Raw genomic sequence first — 18,937 nt, 5'->3', positions numbered from 1 at the left:
GGGTGCCAGGTCCCTGGTTGTTGGTGCGAGTTTGCTGTTGGCCGTCGGTTCGCTGAACCTGCCGGCGGGAAGCGCGGCATCGGAGGTTGTTCGCGCGGAGGGCAATTCATCTGCGGCTGATATCCCTCCCTTGGGTACGCAGATCGGTGACTCGTTCAAGGGGCACACGGGTCCCGTACTGGCCTTGGCCGTCGGCAAGCGCAGTGATGGCACGCCTGTCGTCGTCTCCGGCGGTTTTGACAAGACCATCCGCATCTGGAACCTGAACACTGGAAAGCCCATCGGAAAGCCCCTGAGAGGGCATCGCCAGGAGGTATACAGCCTGGCGATCGACAAGCGTAGTGACGGCACCCCGGTCATCGTCTCCGGTGGTGAAGAAGACGGCAGCGTACGGATCTGGAACCTGGACACCGGCAAACCGATCGGGAAGCCCCTGGTGTTGGATCGCAGCATCACGTGGGGGGTGGCGACGGGGAGGCTTCGAGACGGTACCCGGGTCATTGCCGCCACGCGGACGGACGACGTATCCGTCGTCGCCCTGTGGAATCTGGACACAGGTAAACACATCAAGAGGACCTTCGACGAGTTCGCCACGACCAATACCTTGGCAACCGGGAAACGTAGCGATGGAACACCTGTCGTCGTCACTGCGAATGCTGAGGGACGGACGCGTATCTGGAGCCTAGGGACGGGAAAACCGCTCAGCGGACCTCTGTACAGCTGTCATGAATGCCAGTCCAGGGCCTTGGCGACGGGGAAGCTCCGGGACGGCACACCGGTTGCCATCTCCGCGAACACCGACTATCCGTTGCCGGATGAAGACACACCCGACGGCCAGATCTGGATGTACAACCTGAACACGGGAAAGCCTGTCGGGAAATCCATCCGAACCCCCGCAACCAGGTTCGCCGGCATGGCAGTGGGGCAGCGCCGTGACGGCTCCACCGTCATCGGGTACGGCGACGACTCTGGCAACATGTCGGTCTGGGACTTGGACACAGGAAAGGCAGTGGGAGAGCCCTTCACTGCTCATTCCGGCACGATCTTCACTGTGGCCTTGGGCAAGCGAAGCGACGGGACCCCTGTCTTGGTCACCGGTGGCTGGGACAGGGCGATACGAGTCTGGAGCCTAGGATCCTAGGCACAAGCGGAGCGCGCCAAGGCTCGCCAGCTCTGGATAGAGGGGGACCGCGTCTTCGCCACTGCGGCTGGTCGTCCGTCACCCCCTGCTCGCTTCCGCCGGAGTCAGGGAGTTCCCTGGCGAACGGTCATGGCCATCATGGGGTGGTGCAGCAGCGGCATGGCGCACCGGTACCAGCACGTCACCGACGGCATCCGGAGCACAGTTGGCCAAGCAGGTTGATGGTCTTCTCTGGGAGGACGAAGGACTTAAGCAACCACTGGCTCTAGCAAGGCGGCTGCGTCAACAAGCGGGATGCAGCCGCCTTGTGATGAGACGGCTACTCCATGACCGAATGGAGTAGACCTACGATTGCGATGCCTGCTGGCACACCCACTGTCGGAGTCGCCCAAATCGACAGGACGGCCCCAGCAGTGGCGGCAAGGCTGAGGATTAGCACCCACCTCTGTTGCAACCGAGGAGGCTCAGCTTTGGGGCTTGACCGGGGAGCGTCCCGTCGCTCGCTAAGCCAGCCCATATCTGGCCTTAATCCCTAAGACGTCTCGCTGTGCATGCGCGCACAGGCGTCTATCCTGCATGTAGTTCTCCTCCCGAGAGTTCATCAGCGACCTTTGGTTGGGGACAAGAGGCCCAGCGATGCACAGCAGGAGTGGCTGCTCCTGCTTCGCTGGGTCTCTTTCGTGCCGCTCGTCATCAACGCGGAGCGGTTGCTCCGGACAGTACTTACGGATGGGGCGCTACGCAAGCAATTCCCATGAAGTTAGTACTACGTACCTCATGTACTTTCCCCATTCGGGCTCAGTATGCTGGCACTGAGCTCGAAGGACGTCTGTGGAGACCTCGATGGAGGAGAAGCGATGGCTGAAGTAAGTGCCGAGGTGATCGCGGCACAGCGTGTCCGGGAGCTTCGTCAGGCGTTCGGTTGGACCCAGCAGTATGTGGTGGAGCGGCTGCGGGCATTCGATGTTGTCCTCGACCAGTCCTCTGTGGCTCGGATCGAGAATGGCTCACGACTGATCCGTTTGAGCGAAGCCATCGCCTTCGCCCGAGTCTTCGACGTGACCATCGAGCGGCTGGTATCCGTTCGGCCCGACTCCGAATCGCTCTCCTCCCTAGAGCGTCGAATCGACGTTCTAGAGGCCGAGGTGGCAGAAGCTGCACGGGCAGCGGAGGAAGCTGCTGAGAGTGTGAGAGCGCATCGAGCTGCGGCAGAGGAAGCAAGCAAGAGGGAGGTCGAAGCCCGATCTCAACTCTCTCTAGCGCAAGGTGCGTTGAGGGCTCTACAGGTTGAACTACGGGCTGTGCATGCTCTACGGGCCGGCGGTGAAGTGCATCTGGTCGGTGATGCCAAGCAAGGCGAGTTGGTGCACGTTGGCACAGGGCAGCTGTTCGTGCACGACTCTCCCGAGACCATCCTCACTCCGCGTGAAGAGGAGGTGCTCAACCTGATCGCGGATGGCCTGACTTACAGTCGGGTTGCGGCCACGCTGGCTGTGTCAGTTCGAACGGTGGAGACCCACGTAGCGAACATCCGCAAGAAGCTCGGAGTCTCCTCTAGGAGAGAGCTCGAACAGGTCGATTACGCCGTAGCGCACCGGGGTGAGAAGGGGGCGCGCTAGGCGGAGCGATGACCTCAAACGGGGCTGGAACGGCGGAAGGGGTGTGCCGTGATCTCGGCACACCCCTTCGGAGCTGGCGGAGGATAGGGGATTTGAACCCCTGATAGGTTGCCCTATACACGCTTTCCAAGCGTGCGCCCTCGGCCACTAGGCGAATCCTCCGCCGACGAGCTTACCGGACTTCCGGCACTGCGGTGACCGCGATTTTTCCAGGACATGCTCAACCCGAACCGTGGAGCGAGCACTGCTGAGGCCGGTTAGACTGTCCAGGGACCCCTCGCGCGGCGTCATCCTGTGAACCTCCCCAGGGCCGGAAGGCAGCAAGGATAAGCGGGCTCTGGCGGGTGTGCGGGGGGTCTCTTCGTTGAGAGCCCCCTCGCAGGCGGGATGGTCGCATGAGCCTTGCGCTTTACCGCAAGTACCGACCCGGGACCTTCGCCGAGGTCAAGGGTCAGGAACACGTCACAGATCCGCTGCGACAGGCGCTGCGTACGGGCCGCATCAACCACGCGTACCTGTTCAGCGGCCCCCGCGGATGTGGCAAGACCTCCAGCGCGCGCATTCTCGCCCGCTCTCTCAACTGCGAGCAGGGCCCGACGCCCGACCCCTGCGGCACCTGCGAGTCGTGTGTGGCGCTCGCCCCGACCGGCCCCGGCCACCTCGACGTCATCGAGATCGACGCGGCTTCCCACGGTGGCGTCGACGACGCGCGTGACCTGCGCGAACGTGCCTTCTTCGCGCCCGTGTCGGCGCGCTACAAGATCTACATCATCGACGAGGCGCACATGGTGACCCGCGAGGGTTTCAACGCGCTGCTCAAGCTCGTCGAGGAGCCTCCGCCACACCTGAAGTTCATCTTCGCGACGACCGAGCCGGAAAAGGTCATCGGCACCATCAAGTCGCGTACGCACCACTACCCGTTCAGGCTGATGCCGCCGGCCACGCTCAAGGCGTTGATGGAGGAGATCCTCACCTCCGAGAGCGTGCCCTTCGAGCCGCCCGCCCTGCCGCTGGTGGTCCGCGCGGGCGCCGGCTCGGCCCGTGACTCGCTCTCCATCCTCGACCAGCTCCTCGCCGGCGCCGAGGACGACGGCATCACCTACGCCAAGGCCGTCTCCCTGCTCGGCTACACCGACGGCGACCTGCTCGACGAGGTCGTCAACGCGTTCGCAGCGCGCGACGGCGGCCAGGTGTTCCAGGCGGTCAACCGGGTGATCGAGGGCGGCCACGACCCGCGCCGCTTCGCCTCCGACCTGCTGGAGCGTTTCCGTGACCTGGTGATCCTGGCCAACGTGCCCGAGGCGGCGTCCAGCGGGCTGCTCGACCGTCCCGCCGACGAGCTGGAGCGGCTGGTGGGGCAGGCGTCCTCGATGGGGCCGGCCGAGCTCACCCGTGCCGCCGAGATCTTCAACGCGGGGCTCACCGAGATGCGCGGCGCCACCTCGCCGCGGCTGCTGCTCGAACTGATGTGCGCGCGCGTCCTGCTGCCGGGCGCCTCGCAGGGCGAGGCGTCCCTGCTCGCCCGGCTCGAACGTCTGGAGCGCGGCGGCACGGTCGCCCAGATGGCCTCCAGGGCGGGCGCGGTGACGATCCCGCGCCCGGCTGCCCCGGGCGGCGGCCACGACGTGCACGTTCCCGTCGCGCCCCCGGCTGTTTCCGTCGGTACGGCGGCGCCGGTCGGCGACGCGGCGGTTCCTGAGCCTGCGACGCCCGTCGCGAGCAACGGTTCCGCCGGTGGTCACGGGCCGGCGGGCGGCGGGGCCGACGACTGGCCCGAGCCCGTACGTCCCGGTTCGGCGGCGGCTCCGGTCTCCGACGCGCCCGCACCCGCTGCTCAGGCACCCGTCGCCCAGGCTCCCGCGGCGGCAGGCCCGGTCGCGGGCGGGGCGGCCGGCATGCAGCAGCAGTGGCCCGCAGTGCTGGCCGCGCTCAAGCAGCGCAGCATCGTGGTCTGGGCCAACGTCAGTACGAACGCCCAGGTCGTGGGCGTCGAAGGCAACCTGGTCACGCTCGGGTTCAGCCAGGTCGGCGCGATGAAGAACTTCACCGGCGGCGGCAAGGACGCCGTCGTGGCGACGGCGCTCGGCGACGTGCTCGGCGGCACCTGGCGGGTCGAGGCGGTGGTCGGTGGCTCTCCGGCGCCCCAGGCCACCCGCGGCCCCGCACGCCAGCAGCCGCCGTCGGGCGGCCACGGCGCCCCGGCCCCGCAGGCGGCCCCGGCCGCCGGCCAGGCGACGACCAGCCCGCAGGGCGGTACGGGCGTCCACGCGACCTCCCAGGGGCGGTCCGGCTCGCACGGCGGCTCCCAGGACGATCAGGGCTCCCAGGACCCGGGCCAACCTCCGGCCGCCGCGCCCGCGCGTCCGGCCACCGAGTCCGCGCGCCCGACCACCGACGAGTCGTGGCCCGACGCGCCCGACGACCTCAGCCCCGGTTCCCCGCCGAGCCCCGACCCCACCCAGACCGTGACCGCCCGGCAGCCCGCCGCCGCGCCGGTCGGAGCGGGGCTGGCCGCCGCGCGGTCGGCCGCCAAGGCGGCCGCTCAGGCGGGTCCGCGCACCCCGGCGTCGCGCGCGGGTGGCACGGCGGCGTGGCCGAGCGCGATCCCCGGCCGTGACAAGGCCGCCGACGCCGACGACGTCGACCCGCTGAACGACGCCGATGCCGACGTCGACGCCGTCTCCGGCATGGCCCTGCTGCAACGCGAGCTCGGCGCCCAGGTCATCGGCGAGATCGACCACACCTGACCGGAGGCTCCCCTCCGGACGGATGTCACGGGAAGAGGCGGGCGCGGGCGGCGGCCGAGCGGGGGTCCGTCGGCGGAAGGGCCGACAGGCGTTCCAGGATCTGGTAGTCGTCGCGGCCGTTGGGGGTCTGGGCGTAGATCCACAGGTCGTCGGCCGAGCCGTGGCGCAGGAGGCAGGCGCGTACCTGGGCTTCGAGCTCCTCGCGTTCGCGCCGGATGTCCGGCGACTCCGAGCGCGGCAGGAGCGGCCCGGGGTAGGCGGCGGCCAGCGCTGCGGTGTCGCCCGAGTCGAGGAGCCGGCGAACGTCGAGGAAGTCCGCCTCGACCGGGCACACCAGCCGGTACGGCTTCGCCGCCAGCACCTCCCCGAGCTGACCGCGCAGCCGATGGATCTCGGCCCGGATGGTGACCGGGTTGCCGTCGTCGCCGTAGAGGTGGAACGAGAGCTGGTCGGCCGACAGGCCCTGGGGGTGCAGGGCGAGGAGGGCGAGGATCTCGGCGTGGCGCAGTGAGAGCTGACGCGGGCGTTCGCCCAGGTCGGCCGTCGGGGTGCCCTCGCCGAGGCAGGTCAGGCGCAGGGTGGGCGGCGTCGCGGACGGCGTGTCGCGCAGGAGGTAGCCCTCGCAGAAGGGTTCGAGGAAGGCGACGCTCCCGTCACGCAGGATCATGCGCTGGCCGGACAGGGGAAGCCGGTCGCCGAGCCGGCCCATGGGATCGCCCGAGATGACCCGGCCCGTGGGCGACAGCAGGATGCCGCCCCGGTTGCGCAGCGACTCGTAGCGGCGGCGCAGGCGTTCGTCGCGCTCGTGCATCTGTACGGCGAGCTGCGACTCGGCGAGCTTGGCCGTCGCGCTGACCAGGGCGACCGTCGCCGGATGCAGGGACCGCGCGATGCCGCTGACGTCGACGCAGCCGATGACGTTGCCCGACTCCGGATCGCTGATCGGCGCCGCGCTGCACGACCAGACGTGCAGCACCCGCATCAGGTGTTCCTCGGAGTAGACGTGCACCGGCCGGCCGGTGGCGAGCGCGGTGCCGATGCCGTTGGTGCCGGCCATGTACTCGCCCCAGTGATGGCCGTCGGCCAGGCCCACCTGGTCCGCATTGCGCAGGATGCCGCCTTTGCCCTCACGCCAGAGCACGCGCCCGTCACGGTCTGTCACGATCATGACGTGGTCGGCTTCGTCCGCCAGGCCGGAGAGCGTCTGGGCGAACAGGGGCAGCAGCGGCCGCAGCGGATGAGCCTCGCGGATCTCGACGACGTCGGCGGACTCGCAGACCAAAGGGGCGCTGCGGCCGTCCGGGTCGATCCCCGCCGCGAGCGATCGCCGCCACGAGGCCGTGATCAGGGTGCGGGGCGAATCGGGCGAGCTCTGCCCGGTAGCCGCCGCTTCGTGTGCTCCGCGTAGAAGGCGGGAGTACGCATCGAGATGGCCGTAACTCATCGGTCACTCCAAGTAGTCAACAACGAGCATCCGTCCTGGCGGCGATATGCGCAAGCTGTTCAGGGGGATTGCGTAGGGTGATTGAATGAACGCAACGTGTGTGCAACGTTGGGCGCACTACCGTTCCGAAACACGCGTCGGCGTGGTGCGGCCGCTCCGTCCGACGTGATGGCCGGGTCTCGGACACTGGAGGGGGGCCGAGATCCGGCCATGACAAAGGTCCGTGACGAATGCCTGGAGGGAAACATGGGGAGCCCTCCCAGTACATGACGCCGCCCAAACACCGTAGGCTCGTGGCAGTCAAGAACCGGAGCCACGAGGAGCGCACGACGGTGAACCCAGGGGATGTCAACCTGCAGCAGCTGCTGGAGCAGGCTCAGCTCATGCAGCAGCAGCTTGTGAGCGCCCAGCAGGAGCTCAACGACGCGCAGATCGAGGGCTCGTCGGGCGGCGGCATGGTCACTGCCGTCGTCAACGGCTCAGGTGAGCTGCTCGAACTCAAGATCGACCCGAGCGTGATCGACGCGGCCGACCCGCAGGACACCGCCGACACGATCGCCGACCTGGTGATCGCGGCCGTCCGCGACGCGGTGCGCGCCGCCGCCGACCTGCAGCAGGAGAAGCTCGGCCCGCTCGCCCAAGGTCTGGGCGGCGGCGGACTCGGACAGCTGCCAGGGTTCTAGGCATGTACGAAGGGGTCGTCCAGAACCTGATCGACGAGCTCGGCATGCTGCCCGGCGTCGGTCCGAAGAGCGCGCAGCGCATCGCGTTCCACCTGCTGGCGGCCGATCCGGCCGACGTCAGGCGGCTGGCGCACGCGCTGCTCGAAGTCAAGGACAAGGTGCGCTTCTGCCGGGTGTGCGGCAACGTGGCCTCCGAGGAGGAGTGCCGCATCTGCCGCGACCCGCGGCGCGACACGCACGTCATCTGCGTGGTCGAGGAGTCGAAGGACGTCGTGGCGATCGAGAAGACGCGCGAGTACCGCGGCACGTACCACGTGCTCGGCGGCGCGATCAGCCCGATCGACGGCATCGGCCCCGACGACCTGCGCATCCGCGAGCTCATGACACGCCTGGCCGACGGGCGGGTCACCGAGCTCATCCTCGCCACCGACCCCAACCTCGAAGGCGAGGCGACCGCTACCTACCTCGCCCGTCTGGTCAAGCCGATGGGCATCAAAGTGACACGACTCGCCAGCGGCCTGCCGGTGGGCGGTGACCTCGAGTACGCCGACGAGGTGACCCTGGGCCGTGCTTTCGAAGGACGGAGGCTCCTGGATGTCTGATATGTGGGATGTGCTGGCCGAAGAGATCGCCGCGCACGCGCAGAACTACGTCGACGGCCTGACCAGGGTCGCCGGCGGTGAGGGCGGCGACGCGATCTGGTCGCTGCTCCTGGTGGAGGTCGCGCAGGTGAGCCTGGCCGGCGCCAAGCTCGGCGCCAACCGCGACGTGATCCTGTCGGGCAACTACGAGCCGCCGATGAGCGAGGACCCCGACATCGACGGCGTGCGCACGGCGCTGGCCGAGCGGCTGGAGGCGGTCGACGACTACGCCGAGGTGTTCGATCCGTACAAGGACACGTCGGTCACGCCGTACCGGCTGTCGGACGACCTGACCGCGGTGGCCGCCGACCTCATCCACGGGCTGCGGCACTTCCACGCCGGCCGTCCGCACGAGGCGTTGTGGTGGTGGCAGTACTCCTACTTCAACACCTGGGGCAACCACGCGGGCGCGGCGATGCGCGCGCTGCAGGCCCTCGCCGCGCACTCGCGGCTCGACGTGGCGGAGGAAGCCACCACAGTGTGATGATCATCCACATAGTGGTATGAACCATCAGGCCCATCAGAGGCCCCCAGTAGACTGGCAGTTCACAGTCCAGACCGGGAGACTCTCGTGGCGCTCGTTGTGCAAAAGTACGGTGGTTCGTCCGTCGCCGACGCGTCCTGCATCAAGCGGGTCGCGCAGCGGATCGTCGCGACGAAAAAAACCGGCAACGACGTGGTCGTGATCGTCTCCGCGATGGGCGACACGACGGATGAGCTGCTCGACCTGGCCGAGCAGGTGTCGCCGCTGCCTCCGGGCCGCGAGCTCGACATGTTGCTGACCTCCGGAGAGCGCATCTCGATGGCCCTGCTGGCCATGGCGATCGCCAATCTCGGCCACGAGGCGCGCTCGTTCACCGGCTCGCAGGCCGGCGTGATCACCGACTCCACCCACGGCAAGGCGCGCATCATCGACGTGACGCCGGGCCGCATCCGTGAGGCGCTCGACCAGGGTCACATCGCGATCGTGGCCGGGTTCCAGGGCGTCTCGCAGGACACCAAGGACATCACCACGCTGGGCCGCGGCGGCTCCGACACCACCGCGGTCGCGCTCGCGGCGGCCCTGGAGGCCGACGTCTGCGAGATCTACACCGACGTCGACGGCATCTTCACGGCCGACCCCCGCATCGTGCCCGTCGCCCGCAAGATCCCCAAGATCTCGTACGACGAGATGATGGAGATGGCGGCCTGCGGCGCGAAGATCCTGCATCTGCGCTGCGTCGAGTACGCTCGGCGGTTCGACCTGCCGATCCACGTACGCAGCTCGTTCAGCACCACGGAAGGCACGTGGGTCGTCTCCGACCCTTACACCGAAGGAACCGAGATGGAGCAGCCGATCATCTCCGGCGTCGCGCACGACCGGAGCGAGGCCAAGATCACTGTTGTCGGGGTCCCCGACAAGGTCGGCGAGGCTGCCTCGATCTTCAAAACGCTGGCCGACGCCGAGATCAACATCGACATGATCGTCCAGAACGTCTCGGCCGCGGCCACGGGCCGCACGGACATCTCCTTCACGCTGCCCACGGCCGACAGCCAGGTGGCGCTGACCGCGCTGAAGAAGATCCAGGGCCGCATCGGCTACGAGTCGCTGCTCTTCGACGACCAGATCGGGAAGGTGTCGCTGATCGGCGCGGGCATGCGCTCGCACCCCGGCGTCACGGCGACGTTCTTCGCGGCCCTCGCCGACGCGGGGGTCAACATCGAGATGATCTCCACCTCGGAGATCCGCATCTCGGTGATCGTCGAGCAGGACGGTGTCGACGCGGCCGTGGCGGCCGCCCACCGTGCCTTCGATCTCGACGCCGACCAGGTCGAAGCAGTGGTGTACGGAGGTAGCGGACGATGAGCAGCAGGCCCAATCTCGCCCTGATCGGCGCCACCGGCGCCGTGGGCACCGTCATGCGGGACATCGTGTCCAGCCGGGAGGACATCTGGGGCGAGATCCGCCTCGTCGCCTCCCCGCGCTCGGCGGGCAAGGTGCTGAGCGTGCGCGGTCAGGACGTCGTGGTCCAGGCGCTCGCGCCCGAGGTCTTCGACGGCATCGACATCGCCATCTTCGACGTGCCCGACGAGGTGTCGGCCGTGTGGGTGCCGATCGCGGCCGAGCGCGGCGCGATCGCGATCGACAAGTCCGGCACGTTCCGCATGGAGCCCGACGTGCCGCTGGTGGTGCCCGAGGTCAACCCGCTCGACGCGCGGCAGCGGCCCAGGAACATCATCTCGACCCCCAACTGCACCACGCTGTCGATGATGGCGGCCATGGGCGCGCTGCACGCCGAGTACGTGCTCAAGGAGCTCGTCGTCGCCTCCTACCAGGCGGTGTCGGGCGCGGGCGTGGCCGGCTCGGCCCGGCTCTACGACGAGGTCGAGGCCCTGGCCGGCGACCGCTCGCTCGGCCAGACGGCCGGCGACGTGCGCAAGGCGCTGGCCGGCAAGCTGCCCGACGAGTCGCCGTTCCCGGCGCCGATCGCCTTCAACGTGGTGCCGTGGGCGGGCTCGTACAAGGACGGCGGCTGGGCGTCCGAGGAGCTCAAGCTGCGCAACGAGTCGCGCAAGATCCTCGGCATCCCCGACCTGAAGGTCTCGGCGACCTGTGTCCGGGTGCCGGTGATCACCACCCACTCGCTGGCCGTGCACGCCCGCTTCGAGCGTGAGATCACGGTCGAGGACGCCCACCGCGTGCTCTCGGCGGCGCCGACGGTGGTGCTGATGGACGACCCGGCCAACGGCGTCTACCCGACGCCGCTCGAAGTGGTCGGCAACGACCCGACCTACGTGGGCCGCGTCCGCCAGGCGATCGACTTCCCGAACACGCTCGACCTGTTCGTCTGCGGCGACAACCTGCGCAAGGGCGCCGCGCTCAACGCGGCTGAGATCGCCGAGCTGGTGGCCTCCGAGCTGTAGCCCGGCCCGACTCCGTGGGGACGCCGTGCCTGTGTGCGGCGTCCTTCGCGTTTCCCGGAGAGTTCTGTCGCCTTCTCCGAGGAGCCGCGTTTCCCGGCGATTCGTGCATTCCCGGCGGATCACGTTCTCCCGCGGGCGGGGCCTGTCACCGGAAGAGGATGTCCCAGTGGCTGCTCTCGTTGGCGAAGACGGTTCCGGTGGCGGAGCGGTAGAGCGCGGCGCCGTCGCCGCGGACGCCCGCCTTGCGGTGGTGCCGGGTGATGTAGCGGTCGATGCACGCGTTGTGCGTGATGTCGAGCTTGTAGCCGTTTCCGTGGCTGTACTGGCCGGGCGCGTGACCCGCCTCGGTGCCGCCGGTCACCATGACCGGGCAGCCGCTGTCATGCTTGAGGTCGATGATCCGGGCGATCGTGCCGGCCCTAACGGAGTCGAGCGAGGTGCAGTGGTGCATGTGGCGGCTCGTACAGTGGCCCGACGACTTCGTGCGCAGGCCCGAGCTCTTGAGCCAGCGGGCGGCCAGGGCGTGGGTCATGTGCATGGCGGCCTGCCTGGGCAGCACCCGTGCCAGATCAAGCTGAGATCGCTGCTGCGACCTCTGCGGCCGGCTCCGGGGCCTCATCGCCTCCTCGACGCTCGCGGGCCTCGTGACGGCTTCTGGGCGCTCCGCGAGCTCCTGCGTGTCCGGCTGCGCGACGAACGCGTCCTCGGCCTCGGCCCAGGCGTCCTCCGTCTCCTCGGAGTCCTCCTTCGACAGCTGCGACTTGGCGGCCGCGGGGTCCGCCTGGTGCTGCTCGACCTGGTATGTCTCCGCCAGGGCCGCCGCGACGGCGGCCTGCCGGATGTTGGTCCACGGTCCGTCGATCCCCTCCGGGAACCACAGGGACAGGTCGAGCATCCCCCCGGTCTCGTCAGGACGGTTGAACGGTGTTGGCGCCTGAGCCCGCTCTCCACCTGATGGGTGGGAGGCGGCGGAAGCGGCCGACGCCAGCGCGATTATGGTGATCTGAATGCCGAGGAGCGCCACCACGAAGGTGCGCGCTGTTCCACGTATCCACATGTCGATGCCTTTTCGCGGAAAAGAGCCCTTCCGCCTGAAACGACAATCCCACCATTCCCAGGAGATAACTCATGTCTCATAGTCATCTTTGCCCTGTGGCGGCGATCACCGTGCCACTCCATGACCCACCACGCTTTCAAGACGTAAAGTGACGAACGTGTCCGAAGCCCGAAACAGAGGATCGGAGAGCACCCGAGAGGTCATCGTCGAGACGGCCTTGCGACTGTTCCGTGAGCGTGGCTTCGACGCGACGACCATGCGCGCCATCGCCGCCGAGGCAGGGGTGTCAGTGGGCAACGCCTACTACTACTTCGAGAGCAAGGAGGCGCTGATCCAGGCCTACTACGACCGCGCGCAGGCCGAGCACGAGCAGGCCTGCCGGGAGTTCCTGGCCACGGAGAGGTCGTTCGCCGCGCGGCTGAGCGGGGTGTTGCGGGAGTGGGTGCGCGTGTCGGAGCCGTACCACGAGTTCGCGGTGAAGTTCTTCAAGCACGCGGCCGAGCCGACGAACCCGCTGAGCCCGTTCAGCGCGCAGTCGTCGCCGGCGCGGGAGGCGTCCATCGGGATCTACCGCGAGGTGGTCGAGGGGTCGAAGGACCGGATGAACGCCGAGCTGCGGGCGGAGCTGCCCGAGCTGCTGTGGTTGTTGTCGATGGGCATGGTGCTGTTCTGGGTGCACGACACCTCGCCGGGGTGCGTGCGGACGTACCGGCTGATCGAGGTCACGGTGCCGCTGGTGGACCGGTTGGTGGGGCTGTCGCATCTGCCCGGGTTGCAGGGGATCACGAAGGACTTCATCGCGGCGGTGCACGAACTGCGGGCCTAGGGGGCTCCTTGCGGTGACATACCGCTTGGTATGGCCGCTTGGTATGGTCGGCTCACCGTCGCCGAACCGGAGGCCATGAATGACGCCGAACTGGGGCATGACCATCCCCTTCTACGACCGTTCCCTGGCCAGGTCGCAGGAGCTGATCGCGCAGCTGCCGGGCCTCGGCTACACCGACGCCTGGTCGGCCGAGGTCAACGGGAACGACGGCTTCGTCCCGCTGGCGATGGCCACGCAGTGGGCTCCGGGGATGCGGCTCGGGAGCGCGATCGTCCCGGTCTCCACGCGGGGGCCGGGGCTGCTGGCCATGTCCGCGGCCACCCTGGCCGACCTGGCCCCCGGCCGGTTCGTGCTCGGCATCGGCTCCTCCTCGCCGGCGATCGTCGAGCGGTGGAACGCCGTGGAGTTCGCCAAGCCGTACGCCCGCACCCGCGACACGCTGCGCTTCCTGCGGAGGGCGCTGGCGGGGGAGAAGGTCTCCGAGCGGTACGAGACGTTCGAGATCAAGGGCTTCAAGCTGGAACGGGCGCCGAAGACCGCCCCCAGGATCGTGCTGGCCGCCCTGCGGCCCCGGATGTTGCGCCTGGCCGCCGAGGAGGCCGACGGCGCGATCACCAACTGGCTCGCCCCCGAGGACGTGCCCAAGGTGCGCGCCGAGATCGGCCCCGACACCGAGCTCATCGCCCGCCTGTTCGTCTGCGTGAGCGAGGACGCCGACAAGGTGCGCGAGATGGCCAGGTGGATGCTGGCCAGCTACCTGACCGTGCCCGCCTACGCCGCCTTCCACGACTGGCTGGGCCGGGGCGAGGTGCTGCGTCCTATGCACGAGGCGTGGGCGGCCGGCGACCGCCAGGCCGCGCTCAAGGCCATCCCCGACGAGGTGGTCGACGCCCTCGTCGTGCACGGCGACGCCGCCACCTGCCGGGCCAGGATCCGCCAGTACGTCGACAACGGGCTCGACACGCCGGTGCTCGCGCCCATCCCCGGCGGCGAGGTGCCGATCGAGCAGGCCGTGCGCGACCTGGCCCCGGTCCGGGAGGGCTGATGGACGACGTGCTGCGGCTCGACGCCGTCGGCCAGGCCCGGGCGGTCAGGGACGGGCAGGTGTCGGCCCGCGAGCTGACCGAGGCCGCCATCGCCGCCGTCGAGGCCCACGACGGCGAGCTCAACGCCGTCGTCCACCGGCGGTTCGAGCGGGCGCTGGCCGAGATCGACGACCTCCCGGTGGACGCGCCCTTCCGCGGCGTGCCGATCCTGCTGAAGGACCTGGGCTGGCGGCAGGCCGGCGAGCCGTACGCCGCGGGCTCGCGGGTGCGCGACGACCTGGACGCCGCCGAGGACGGCCATGGCGTGGTCCGCCTGCGCCGGGCCGGTTTCGTGCTGCTGGGCCGGACGAACACCCCCGAGTTCGGCAGCACGATCACGACCGAGCCGGTGGCGTACGGCCCCACCCGCAACCCCTACGACCCGGCGTACTCGGCGGGCGGGTCGAGCGGCGGGTCGGCGGCGGCGGTGGCCGTGGGCATGGTCGCGCTGGCCACGGCGAGCGACGGCGGCGGCTCGATCCGCGTCCCGGCCTCGCTGTGCGGCCTGGTGGGGCTCAAGCCGACGCGCGGCCGGCTGAGCCACGGCCCGTCCATGGGCGAGGGCTGGAGCGGCTTCTCCTGCCCCGGCTTCGTGAGCAGGACCGTGCGCGACACGGCGGCCGCGCTCGACGCGGTCTCCGGCTACGAGCCGGGCGACCCCTACGACGCCCCCGCGCTGCCCGGCCCCCTGACCGCCGAACTGCACGCCGACCCGGGACGGCTGCGCATCGGCTTCCTGACCGCCCACCCGAGGCCGGACGTGCCCGCCGATCCCGACCTGGCCGAGGCCGTCACCCGGGCGGCGGCGCTGCTGGAGAGCCTCGGTCACGACGTGACCCCGGGCGGCCCGGCGGCGCTCGCCGAGCCGGAGTTCGCCCGGCATTTCGCCGCCATCGTCGCCAACAACCTCGCCGCGCACGTCGTGAGCCTGGGCGCGGCCCGCGGCAGGCTGGTGGAGCTGCACGAGCTCGAACCGCGCAACGCCGCCATGGTCGCCGCCGCCCGCGCCAACAGCGCGGCCGATCACATCCTGGCCACCCAGTGGGTGGACGGCTTCCGCCGCCGCATGGCCTCCTGGTGGGCCGGGGGCAACGACCTGCTGCTGATGCCGTCGTCGGGGGCGGCGCCGTTCCCGCTCGGCTGGATCCCGCCCGCCGACCTGAGCTCCGCCTTCGGCAGGACCGCGCAGGTGGTGGCCTACACCTCGCCGATCAACGCGACCGGCCAGCCCGCCGTCTCGCTGCCGCTGCACAGGAACGCGGCGGGCATGCCGGTCGGCGTGCAGCTCGTGGCGGCGGCCGGACGCGAGGATCTGCTGATCCGGGTGGCCGCGCAGATCGAGCAGGTCAGGCCGTTCGAGCACGCCGCCATGCGCTGATCGTCAGGAACCCCTCACCCGGCTGACGCGTTATGTCGTGAGAAGCCGGGGGTAGGAGGATCGTCATGATGGCGAAGGCAGCACGGGCAGCGGCGGCGTGGCGGACGTACCGCGAGGTGACCAAGCCTGGCACGCCGGGGATGATGACCAGGGTGCGGGCGATCCCGCGCATGATCGGCGCGGTCACCCGCGGCCGCTACGACGGCATGGGCAAGGGCAAGCTCGCCCTGATGGCGCTCGGCGTGGTCTACATCCTGTCGCCGGTCGACGTCATCCCCGACTTCCTGGTGCTGATCGGGGTGGCCGACGACTTCGGCGTGTTCCTCTGGCTGATCGCCTCGTTGCTCGGCGAGAGCGGTCGCTACGTCGAGCACGAGCGCAAGATCATCCAGGCCAGGCTGGTCGAGGACGAGCGTTAGATCTCCTCCATCCGCAACCAGGCGCGCGAGGGCAGCGGGTGCCCGAACAGGCGGGCGGCGTTGCCGTAGGCGACCCTGGCGATGTCGGCGGGCGGCAGCGCGCCGAGGTTCGCGGCCACGGCCTTCTGGGTGTCGGGCCACGTCGAGTCGGAGTGCGGGTAACCGCTCTCCTGGAGCACATGGTCGAGGCCGACCGCGAGGCGCACGCCGGACAGCGCGTGGTCGTCGAGCGTGCCGAAGAAGAAGTTGCGGCGCAGCACCTCGCTGGGCTTGAGTCCGCCGTCCCAGGCGGCCTCGCCGGCGACCGGGTGGTCGAGCGCGTAGTCGGCGCGCTCGGCCAGCATCGGCAGCCAGCCGACCCCGCCCTCGACGATGAGGATGCGCAGCCCGGGGAAACGCAGCGGCAGGCCCGACCAGAGCCAGTCGGCGCAGGCGAACATGGCGCTGGTGGGCATCAGCGTGGTGATCGCCTCGATGGGCGTGTCGGGCGAGGGCACGGGCGACCAGGAGGAGTCGCCGGTGTGCAGGGCCACGACCGTGCCGGTCTCCTCGCAGGCGGCGAAGAACGGGTCCCAGTGGCCGGTGTGGATCGACGGCAGCCTGAGCCTGGTCGGGAACTCGGGGAAGACCACGGCCTTGAAGCCGCGGGCGGCGTTGGCCCTGATCTCCTTGGCGGCGACGTCGGGATCGGGCAGCCAGGGCAGCTGCAGGCCGATGATCCGCTCGGGGTAGGTGCCGGCCCAGACGTCGATGTGCCAGTCGTTCCACGCCTTGACCAGGGCGAGGCCGAGCTCCTGGTCGCGGGTGCGGGCGAACGGCATGCCCGCCTGGCCGGCCAGCATGCCGGGGAAGCACAGCGCGGCCCAGATGCCGGCGACGTCCATGTCCTGGACGCGGGCCTCGATGTCGTGGCAGCCGGGACGCATCTGCTCGAACCTGACCGGATCCAGGGTCCACTGCTCGCGCGGCAGCCCGGCGCCCACGTCGATGCCCGCGCACGGGTACGTGGCACCGCCGTAGCGCCAGACCTGGTGACCGGCGTCCGTCTCCACGACCTTGGGCGCGACGTCGGCGTATTTCTCCGGGAGCCTGTCCTCGAAGAGGTCAGGAGGCTCGATCAGGTGATCGTCGGCAGAGATGATCACATAGTCGCGCCGCCGGGGGTCAGGGTCGGGGAGCAGCGGCGTAGTCACGCAGGTAACCGTACGACGGCGGCATAACGTCGAACAAGCTGCGACGTATCCGTTGGGTATCCATGCATTCGAACCCGGGACCGCCTGGAGGGGGATGAGGGCGATCCCGGGCTTGTGGGGTCCTTGAGGATGCTGCCCCTTGCGGACCCCGGCGGCTTCTACCCGCGGGAGATCGAATCAGTCAGGAGATTTTCGCGAAGTTCGGCGATGGTGGCCCGGTCGACCTGGAGCACGCCCGTGACGTAGCCCTCGACGGAGCCGTGCCGGTCGATCAGGTCGTCCAGGAACAGGCGCATGGCCCGGGCGGGGGCGCGGCCGAACCCCGGCCACAGCGGGGTGTCCGGGTGCCTCGTGCGCTGGTCGGCGATGAAGCGCTCGGTCGCCAGGCCGGTCAGGGCGTAGTCGGCGACGATGTCGTCCTCGGCGACGCCGACGAGCGAGAGGATCAGCGCGGTGAGCAGGCCGGTGCGGTCCTTGCCCACCGCGCAGTGGATGACGACCGGCGCGTTTTCCGCGACGGCGACCGTCTCCACGGCGGCGCGCAGGTTCTCCACGCCGTCCTCGGTCACCTCCAGGTACCGGTCGGCGAGGTAGCGCTCGACGCCGATCTCCTCGGTGAACCGGGCGATGTCCCAGGGGCGGCCCTCGATCGGCAGGTTGCGGTAGCGCAGCCCCTCGGTCTCCGGCACCCGGCCGGCCCGCTCGACCTCGGCGGGATGCCGCAGGTCGATCACGGTGCGCACGCGCAGCGCGTGGAAGGCCCGCAGGTCGTCGCCGGCCAGCCAGCCCAGGGAGTCGGCCCGGTAGAGCCGCTGCCATCGGACGGTGCGCCCGTCCTCGGTGGCATATCCACCTACGTCACGAAAATTGCGGAGATTGGCGAACTCAATGTGGCGGATCACCCTTCACACCTTAATTGGCGGCGGTTTCCGTCTCCTGGGCCGCCACCGTCTCACCGGCGGGCTTCCCCGACTTCTGCTCGGCCACCTCGCGCCGGATCAGCAGGATCCAGCCGCCGATCGCGATGCCGATGAACAGCCACCACTGGACCCCGTAGGCCAGGTTGAGGCCGCCGCCGGAGCCGACGTCGGGGGCGGGCACCAAAGCGGGCGCGGCGGCGGCCTGCGGCTGCTGCCCGGTGAGCTCGACATAGCCGCCCACCAGCCGGTACGGCATCCGCTGCCCGATCTTGGCCGCGTCGATCAGCAGCACCTGGCCGTCCGGCAGCCCGGACCGCTCGCGGATGCCGGTGGAGTCTTCGGTCTCGCTCTGACGTAGCCGCCCGGTGACAGTTACCTGTCCGGTGGGCGGGGCGGGGACCTCGGGAGCCGCGTCGGCGCTGGCGGCGGCCGGGATCCAGCCGCGGTTGACGATCACGGCGGTGCCGTCGCCGGTGACCAGCGGGGTCAGGACGTAGAAGCCGTTACGGCCCTCCTGCGGCCGGCGGCGGACGAGCAGGCCGTGGGCGGCGTCGTACGTGCCGGACGCGACGACCGTGCGGAACCGGTCGCCCTCGCCGACCTGCCGGCCGGGAGCCGCGAGCCGGTCGAGCGGGACGGCGGCGGCCTCGATGTTGGCCGTCACCCTGTCCTTGTTGTCGGACCGCTCCTCGAAACGCCCGAACTGCCACCTGCCCAGGAACACGAAGGCGGGGATGACCAGCAGCACCACGACGTGGAGCGCCAGCCATCGGGGCGTCAGCAGGAACCGGTACACGCCTTCAAGGTTAGGCACCGGGTCGGGTGCTCCCTCACGCGGCTCGCCCGCTCAGGGGTCGGGTGCTCCCTCACGCGGCTCGCC

Annotated in this window: 17 protein-coding genes, 1 tRNA gene and 1 other RNA gene; 13 read left to right on the top strand and 6 right to left on the bottom strand. The window is 69.6% G+C overall.

Annotated features, from left to right (window positions below; all coding sequences use genetic code 11):
* Window positions 1–31: 31 nt before the first annotated feature.
* The gene (locus AB0J71_RS06330) at window positions 32–1,141 is read left to right on the top strand and encodes a hypothetical protein (protein ID WP_364413078.1); all 1,110 of its coding nucleotides are present in this window, start codon (window positions 32–34) and stop codon (window positions 1,139–1,141) included.
* Window positions 1,142–1,998: 857 nt separating this feature from the next.
* The gene (locus tag AB0J71_RS06325) at window positions 1,999–2,760 is read left to right on the top strand and encodes a LuxR C-terminal-related transcriptional regulator (protein WP_352318420.1); all 762 of its coding nucleotides are present in this window, start codon (window positions 1,999–2,001) and stop codon (window positions 2,758–2,760) included.
* A gap of 74 nt (window positions 2,761–2,834) precedes the next feature.
* Here the strand turns inward: AB0J71_RS06325 and AB0J71_RS06320 are convergent.
* Window positions 2,835–2,922: transfer RNA gene (locus AB0J71_RS06320), tRNA-Ser, on the bottom strand.
* Window positions 2,923–3,028: 106 nt separating this feature from the next.
* Between AB0J71_RS06320 and ffs the strand changes: the two genes are divergently transcribed.
* Window positions 3,029–3,124, top strand: an RNA gene (gene ffs / locus AB0J71_RS06315) — signal recognition particle sRNA small type.
* 31 nt (window positions 3,125–3,155) lie between these two features.
* Window positions 3,156–5,507, top strand: coding sequence for a DNA polymerase III subunit gamma and tau (locus tag AB0J71_RS06310; RefSeq protein WP_352318419.1), 2,352 nt, complete (start codon window positions 3,156–3,158; stop codon window positions 5,505–5,507).
* 25 nt (window positions 5,508–5,532) lie between these two features.
* Here the strand turns inward: AB0J71_RS06310 and AB0J71_RS06305 are convergent, their stop codons facing one another.
* Window positions 5,533–6,951, bottom strand: coding sequence for a GAF domain-containing protein (locus AB0J71_RS06305; RefSeq protein ID WP_364413076.1), 1,419 nt, complete (start codon window positions 6,949–6,951; stop codon window positions 5,533–5,535).
* A 332-nt stretch (window positions 6,952–7,283) separates the two neighbouring features.
* On the opposite strand from AB0J71_RS06305, the gene AB0J71_RS06300 reads away from it, so the two are divergent.
* The 5 genes from AB0J71_RS06300 to AB0J71_RS06280 all read left to right on the top strand — a co-directional run bounded on the left by AB0J71_RS06300 (window position 7,284) and on the right by AB0J71_RS06280 (window position 11,179).
* A complete protein-coding gene (locus AB0J71_RS06300) occupies window positions 7,284–7,634 on the top strand; it encodes a YbaB/EbfC family nucleoid-associated protein (RefSeq protein ID WP_125640519.1) in 351 nt (116 codons plus the stop codon).
* Window positions 7,635–7,636: 2 nt separating this feature from the next.
* A complete protein-coding gene (gene recR / locus AB0J71_RS06295) occupies window positions 7,637–8,236 on the top strand; it encodes a recombination mediator RecR (RefSeq protein WP_352318415.1) in 600 nt (199 codons plus the stop codon).
* Entirely contained in the window at window positions 8,229–8,759 is a 531-nt protein-coding gene (locus AB0J71_RS06290) for a DUF5063 domain-containing protein (protein ID WP_352362187.1), read from the top strand. The genes recR and AB0J71_RS06290 overlap by 8 nt, the downstream gene beginning before the upstream one ends.
* 87 nt (window positions 8,760–8,846) lie before the next feature.
* Window positions 8,847–10,121 (top strand): aspartate kinase, encoded by a 1,275-nt coding sequence (locus AB0J71_RS06285; RefSeq protein WP_352318411.1) that lies wholly within the window; start codon window positions 8,847–8,849, stop codon window positions 10,119–10,121.
* Complete coding sequence (locus AB0J71_RS06280; RefSeq protein ID WP_352318409.1) at window positions 10,118–11,179, top strand: aspartate-semialdehyde dehydrogenase; 1,062 nt, start codon at window positions 10,118–10,120, stop codon at window positions 11,177–11,179. The genes AB0J71_RS06285 and AB0J71_RS06280 overlap by 4 nt, the downstream gene beginning before the upstream one ends.
* A gap of 145 nt (window positions 11,180–11,324) precedes the next feature.
* Here the strand turns inward: AB0J71_RS06280 and AB0J71_RS06275 are convergent, their stop codons facing one another.
* Window positions 11,325–12,074 (bottom strand): hypothetical protein, encoded by a 750-nt coding sequence (locus AB0J71_RS06275; RefSeq protein ID WP_352318407.1) that lies wholly within the window; start codon window positions 12,072–12,074, stop codon window positions 11,325–11,327.
* A 319-nt stretch (window positions 12,075–12,393) separates the two neighbouring features.
* Between AB0J71_RS06275 and AB0J71_RS06270 the strand changes: the two genes are divergently transcribed.
* From AB0J71_RS06270 to AB0J71_RS06255, 4 genes are all read left to right on the top strand, one after another.
* Complete coding sequence (locus tag AB0J71_RS06270; RefSeq protein WP_352318405.1) at window positions 12,394–13,062, top strand: TetR family transcriptional regulator; 669 nt, start codon at window positions 12,394–12,396, stop codon at window positions 13,060–13,062.
* A 79-nt stretch (window positions 13,063–13,141) separates the two neighbouring features.
* The gene (locus AB0J71_RS06265) at window positions 13,142–14,107 is read left to right on the top strand and encodes an LLM class F420-dependent oxidoreductase (protein ID WP_352318403.1); all 966 of its coding nucleotides are present in this window, start codon (window positions 13,142–13,144) and stop codon (window positions 14,105–14,107) included.
* Entirely contained in the window at window positions 14,107–15,525 is a 1,419-nt protein-coding gene (locus AB0J71_RS06260; protein WP_364413074.1) for an amidase, read from the top strand. The genes AB0J71_RS06265 and AB0J71_RS06260 overlap by 1 nt, the downstream gene beginning before the upstream one ends.
* 65 nt (window positions 15,526–15,590) lie before the next feature.
* Window positions 15,591–15,944, top strand: coding sequence for a YkvA family protein (locus AB0J71_RS06255; RefSeq protein WP_352318399.1), 354 nt, complete (start codon window positions 15,591–15,593; stop codon window positions 15,942–15,944).
* Here the strand turns inward: AB0J71_RS06255 and AB0J71_RS06250 are convergent.
* The 3 genes from AB0J71_RS06250 to AB0J71_RS06240 all read right to left on the bottom strand — a co-directional run bounded on the left by AB0J71_RS06250 (window position 15,941) and on the right by AB0J71_RS06240 (window position 18,871).
* Window positions 15,941–17,137 (bottom strand): amidohydrolase family protein, encoded by a 1,197-nt coding sequence (locus tag AB0J71_RS06250; protein ID WP_352318397.1) that lies wholly within the window; start codon window positions 17,135–17,137, stop codon window positions 15,941–15,943. The genes AB0J71_RS06255 and AB0J71_RS06250 overlap by 4 nt on opposite strands.
* A gap of 158 nt (window positions 17,138–17,295) precedes the next feature.
* On the bottom strand, window positions 17,296–18,039 hold the full coding sequence (locus tag AB0J71_RS06245) for a tyrosine-protein phosphatase (RefSeq protein WP_352318395.1): 744 nt from the start codon (window positions 18,037–18,039) through the stop codon (window positions 17,296–17,298).
* Window positions 18,040–18,049: 10 nt separating this feature from the next.
* Window positions 18,050–18,871 (bottom strand): SURF1 family protein, encoded by an 822-nt coding sequence (locus AB0J71_RS06240; protein ID WP_364413072.1) that lies wholly within the window; start codon window positions 18,869–18,871, stop codon window positions 18,050–18,052.
* Window positions 18,872–18,937: the final 66 nt, after the last annotated feature.

Source organism: Nonomuraea sp. NPDC049637 (assembly GCF_040675235.1).
GTDB lineage: Bacteria > Actinomycetota > Actinomycetes > Streptosporangiales > Streptosporangiaceae > Nonomuraea.
The sequence above is the reverse complement of the archived record's forward strand: the minus strand, read 5'-3'. Positions and strand labels throughout refer to the sequence as shown.